The organism is Okeania sp. SIO2B9, assembly GCF_010672505.1.
Lineage (GTDB): Bacteria > Cyanobacteriota > Cyanobacteriia > Cyanobacteriales > Microcoleaceae > Okeania > Okeania hirsuta.
The window spans coordinates 1-5,205 of the sequence record NZ_JAAHGK010000472.1 but is presented as its reverse complement, the minus strand read 5'-3'; the positions used below and the strand labels follow the sequence as shown (position 1 = coordinate 5,205).

Sequence of the window (5,205 nt, the reverse complement as noted above, 5' to 3'; positions counted from 1 at the left end):
GAACTATCGGGCACTCCCTACCCCCTCCGATATTGCCCAGACGGTCTCTCTCTCTGAATTAATCGCGGGCAAGGTTAACCCTGATGCGATCGCCAATCGGATTGTCTTTATTGGTGTCACGGAGAATAGTGCCACCGATCACTGGGCTCTCTGCGAGATGATGGGTGGTAAAATGTGGTTTGAAAGTCAAGAAGGAATAGGATCTACCTTCTATTTTACCCTAATTGTAAAAGTTGATGAGAATGTGAAAAGTCAACTTAATTCTATACCGAAATTAGGTAAAAAACGATTATTGATTGTAGATGATAATCCTTCTTGCTTACAAATTTTAACTAAGCAGTTAAGTCAGTGGGGGATTTTAGCTCATGGTGTTGCATCAGGTGTCGAAGCAATAGATCTGCTTCAACATGAAAATGTTAACCAAAATCAAGTTTTTGACCTAATAATTATTGATATGCAAATGCCAGAAATGAATGGAGTGGCAACTGCTACTGCTATTAGGGAGCTACCTAAATATCAATCTCTACCATTAGTTATGTTAACTCCTATTGGTAAATCTCCAGAAAAAAATCAGCTCCAAAAACTAAATTTAGCAGCTTTATTAAATAAACCCATTAAGCAATCACAACTGCAAAATATATTGCAGAAAATATTTAGTCAAATTACAATTAACTCTTAGAACTGATTTATAAAGTAAATATTAAGAGGCTGAATTTCTGGCAATACAAGGGTTTTGGGAGTTATAGTTCAATAATACCTAAATCCCTGAGATTTAGATGAAATCAGGGTTTTAGCTAAGTTTACAAATCAGCTCTTAGTATTTTTTAATAAGATTTGTATGAATTCAATGCAGTCACAGAATAATGCTACTGTAATTATGATAGTCGATGATGAAAAATCGACCCGTTATTTACTTCATCAAGTATTACAAAAAGAAGGATATCAAATAATAGAAGCAAAAAATGGTAAGCAATGCCTAGAAATGTTTAGTATTCAAATACCAGACCTAATTCTACTAGATACAATGATGCCAGAAATAAATGGCTTTAATTACTATATCAAATTACAAGAACTTTTTAGTAAGGATTTATAAAATAATTTGTCTCTAGATCAAAAACTAGATAGCAACCCTTTACTCTATGGGACTTCAGTGTTAATGATTACTACTCTTGAAGATCAAGAATCTATCGATCTTGCCTTCGCTGTTGGTATCCTAGATTATATTACTAAACCTGTTCAATTCGCAGTTTTACGTCAGCGAGTCCGTCGAATTTTGCAAATTAATCAACTTGTTAAAGAGTTAAGAAAGCAAACAGAAAGATCGAGATTAATGACCCTCATTCAAGAACGAATACGTCAGTCACTAAACCTTAATGATATTCTCAAAAATACAGTAGATGAAGTCATAAAATTTCTTAAAAGTGACAGGGTATTGATATATAAATTTAATCCAGATGGAACTAGTGAAGTCTTGATGGAATCTATTGCTTCTGGTCTACAATCCGTTATAGAAAATATGAGTATAAATTCATATTATAACAATGATAATCTACAGCAAACAAATCTTACTAAAAATATAGCTATTGCTGATTTAATTCTATATCATATTGAATTTATGACTCGGTTTAAAGTAAAATCTAACTTAGTAGTACCAATATCAAAGATAAATAAAGAACAATTTTCTGAGCAAGATTTTGACTATTCTAGAGAATAATTATGGGGATTATTAATTGCCCACCACTGTTCAAAACTAAGAAAATGGCAATCTTCAGAAATTGAATCTATTGAACATTTAGCTAGACAATTAGCGATTGCCTTACAACAGTCAGAATTATATCAACAATTAGAAACTGTAAATGAAAAGTTACTTCAATTTGCTACTCTAGATGGTTTAACTAAGATTGCTAACCATTGTCTATTTGACGAATATATCCACAGGGAGTGGCGACTTATGGCAATTGAAAAACCTTACTTCAATAATTAAGCGGAAATGATCATATAGAAAAACTTGCTATACAATTTATCTCTTTTTGTCAAAACTTATCGATCTAATTGAACGAAAAAATATGTCAATTATTCATGATTATTACTTTTTTTCTTCCTTCTTACCTCTTCCTTACTTAGATTAATTAACCGAACTTGATATAATTTTACTCATGAGTTACAGGTACATTTTATTTAATAAACCTTACAATGTTTTAAGTCAATTCACTGACAATACTGATGAGTCTAACAGACGGCAAAACCTTAAAGATTACATTCCCGTGTCTTCAGTTTATCCTGTGGGTAGATTAGACCGAGATAGTGAAGGAGTTTTACTACTAACAAATCATGGACAACTCCAACACCGACTAACTGACCCTAAATTTGCTCATCCTCGTACTTATTGGGTGCAAGTAGAACGAATACCAGATGAGGCAGCATTAAGACAACTAAAACAAGGTGTAACGATCAAAAATTATCAGACTCGACCTGCAAAAGTAAGATTGTTATCTGTAGATCCCAATTTTCCACCCCGCAATCCACCAATTCGATTTCGTAAAACTGTACCCACCGCATGGTTAGAAATCATTCTCACAGAAGGCCGAAATCGTCAAGTGCGAAGAATGACAGCAGCAGTTGGTTTTCCCACACTACGGTTAGTTAGAGTAGCGATCGCAGACCTGTACATAAATGAACTTCAACCTGGTGAGTGGCGAGACCTCAATCAAACTGAAATTGAATCTCTCAAGCAGATGGTTTTTTAATTGAGGAAGTTGCTAGAAGGATAAATCAACCTACTATTTGTCTAATTTACCATTAATTATACCATTAAAACCATAAACTTCTCGTCTTCCAACAAATGGTACTAAAATTACTTCCCGTTCATCTCCCGGTTCAAATCTAATAGCAGTACCTGCCGGAATATCTAGACGCATTCCTTTGGCGAGTTCACGGTCAAAACTCAAAGCATTATTTGCTTCATAAAAGTGGAAATGAGAACCAACTTGAATTGGGCGATCGCCTGTATTTGCTATTAATAATTTTACTGTCGGGCGACCTGGGTTTAATTCGATTTCTCCCTCTTGAATAATCATTTCACCTGGAATCATAATAGTTATCTTTTTCCTATTTCTTCTGTCTTTCAACAATTCTAATTTCTAACGGATGGGATTATGCACAGTTACCAATTTTGTCCCATCAGGAAAAGTCCCTTCTACCTGAACTTCTTGTACCATTTCTGGGATACCTTCCATGACATCATTTCTTGTTAATAAAGTTGTACCAAAACTCATTAATTCAGACACCGTTTGACCTTCTCTAGCACCTTCTAAAATTGCCGCGGAAATATAGGCAACTGCTTCAGGATAATTCAATTTTAAGCCTTTTTCTTTACGACGTTCTGCTAATAAAGCAGCAGTAAAAATTAACAGTTTATCTTTTTCTTGGGGTGTTAACTGCATAGTATTTTTATATAGTTATCTCAGGGAAAATTTTATCATGTTTATCAATTTAATACTTGAATTGGTAGTGCATCAAGAAAGTGTGGGAATGGTAATATGAATATAGTCCCTAAATAGTTCAAACCATTATGGAATGTGCTCTGTGTGGTCATGGGCATTGTCCATAAGCACGAAAAAAACCAGTAAAGTAAGCCAACGGTACTATTGTCCCGAATGTCTACAAACTTTTCCTATGGGATGCTGCACAAACACGCTCTACTTTCTATACCCTACAGTATCGTCGGCAAATTGAACCAGAAACAATACCTATGGTTCTGCAAGGTCATATTGAGGGTAGTAGTTTAAGAGGAATTAGCCGTACAGTAAATCTGTCCTATAATACGGTAGTCAGTTTGGTGAGAACTGCCTCTCAAAAAGCGAGTGGCTAATTCTGGGGAGACCCCAGAATGTAAGAGGCACTCAAGACAAGGACAAATGATTCATCATGCTCATGTACGCGCATATCGAAACCTCACAAATCAGTGGAGATGAATTTTGGTATGAATGTCCACAAAAACAGGCATCACTGCCAGTCGAATGAACTGAGGGCAGGTGATTGTGGGATTGGGATAAATCAAGCATTCTCAAGTGGATTGATTCTCACAGGGATAGTTGGTAAACATACTCAGGACTTACGCAAAGACACTATAATATAGTGTTGACCCATAAAGGTTTATCTATTTGGCGATCGCTTGAAAAACAAAATATAGCAATCCTATTTTATTTGTGTATGAAAATCTTACCGCTTTTAGGGAACAGGGAACAGGGAACAGGGAACAGGGAACAGGGAACAGGGAACAGGTAAGAGTTTCGGTTTTTTTATCTACTTTTTGATTACCCGCAACCTATTTAGGATTGCTATATCAAAAATTTCAAAGCTTAACTCAAGTTACTTGATATTATTTGGTATACTTTTTGAGTATAAAAACAATTGTTTGTCAACATATTTAAGATGAATTTTAATTATTTAAAATAATTTCAGTATTTAATTAAGTAGCCAGAAAAATTATACTCTGACAAATCTTCCTGACCATCTGGAAGAAGTTAGCCACGATTAAAAAGGAATCGCGCAGGTAGACGATACCGGATGTATAAAAAAATATCAAAAACTGGAATAATTAGGATGGAATGAGTGAGAATTAGTATCAGGAAAAATCATTAAAATTAAAGGTTTTCCTAGAGATAAAAAAAAGCGATTGCTAATTGGCGAGGTCTGCTCAGAATGTAATACGCACTCAAGACAGTCAAATTATTCTGGGTTACTATTTTCACAAAAAGAACAGAATATATTGCTACTAACGACCTGAATCAATCCTGTAATGATGAGGTAGAGTTGGAAATCCAAACTAGATGGAAAATCATCTTGATAGTATGTAACTATTTGCAGCTAGTCTGCCAGGGAAAACGCATCTAATTTTTTTGACAAATGACTAAAAACCCAATAATGCCCTTGACCTCACAGGGTTACAAGCAGCTCAAAACCATTATTGGATAAGAGTTAAAAGGACATTTAGCTGGGTCTTTAATTTGTGATACGGGATAATCATTATTGTTGTTGGTGTGGGTGAGCGAAGCTCACCCACACCAACACATAGCCTTGATCTATTGTTCAATTTAAATGGAAGTGATAATGGAGTCTTTATGGGTGATATCACTATCTGCAATCACTCTAATTCACTCGATTTTTATTTTTGTTTTTTTACCAAGATTGCAGACTGCAATC

5 protein-coding genes and 1 pseudogene are annotated in these 5,205 nt (G+C 34.9%); 4 read left to right on the top strand and 2 right to left on the bottom strand.

Features of this window, described 5'->3' with window-relative positions; translation table 11 throughout:
* The 4 genes and pseudogenes from F6K13_RS17140 to F6K13_RS17125 form a co-directional block, all read left to right on the top strand.
* Nucleotides 1-679, top strand: a 679-nt coding sequence (locus F6K13_RS17140) for a response regulator (protein WP_287287882.1), incomplete at its 5' end; no start/stop codon positions are given.
* Nucleotides 680-877: 198 nt separating this feature from the next.
* Complete coding sequence (locus F6K13_RS17135; RefSeq protein ID WP_287287881.1) at nucleotides 878-1,093, top strand: response regulator; 216 nt, start codon at nucleotides 878-880, stop codon at nucleotides 1,091-1,093.
* Nucleotides 1,094-1,156: 63 nt separating this feature from the next.
* Nucleotides 1,157-1,984: pseudogene (locus F6K13_RS17130) on the top strand (GAF domain-containing protein).
* A gap of 172 nt (nucleotides 1,985-2,156) precedes the next feature.
* Complete coding sequence (locus F6K13_RS17125; protein WP_124142717.1) at nucleotides 2,157-2,747, top strand: pseudouridine synthase; 591 nt, start codon at nucleotides 2,157-2,159, stop codon at nucleotides 2,745-2,747.
* A 33-nt stretch (nucleotides 2,748-2,780) separates the two neighbouring features.
* Here F6K13_RS17125 and F6K13_RS17120 read toward each other — a convergent pair whose 3' ends face one another.
* A complete protein-coding gene (locus tag F6K13_RS17120) occupies nucleotides 2,781-3,092 on the bottom strand; it encodes an urease subunit beta (RefSeq protein WP_124142718.1) in 312 nt (103 codons plus the stop codon).
* A gap of 48 nt (nucleotides 3,093-3,140) precedes the next feature.
* Nucleotides 3,141-3,443, bottom strand: coding sequence for an urease subunit gamma (gene ureA / locus F6K13_RS17115; RefSeq protein ID WP_124142719.1), 303 nt, complete (start codon nucleotides 3,441-3,443; stop codon nucleotides 3,141-3,143).
* Nucleotides 3,444-5,205 lie beyond the last annotated feature (1,762 nt).

What these genes read in the sequence shown, in the direction of transcription:
- F6K13_RS17135 (WP_287287881.1), top strand. Translation starts at nt 878, where the DNA reads ATGATAGTCGATGATGAAAAATCGACCCGTTATTTACTTCATCAAGTA.
- F6K13_RS17125 (WP_124142717.1), top strand. Translation starts at nt 2,157, where the DNA reads ATGAGTTACAGGTACATTTTATTTAATAAACCTTACAATGTTTTAAGT.
- F6K13_RS17120 (WP_124142718.1), bottom strand. Translation starts at nt 3,092, where the DNA reads ATGATTCCAGGTGAAATGATTATTCAAGAGGGAGAAATCGAATTAAAC.
- ureA (WP_124142719.1), bottom strand. Translation starts at nt 3,443, where the DNA reads ATGCAGTTAACACCCCAAGAAAAAGATAAACTGTTAATTTTTACTGCT.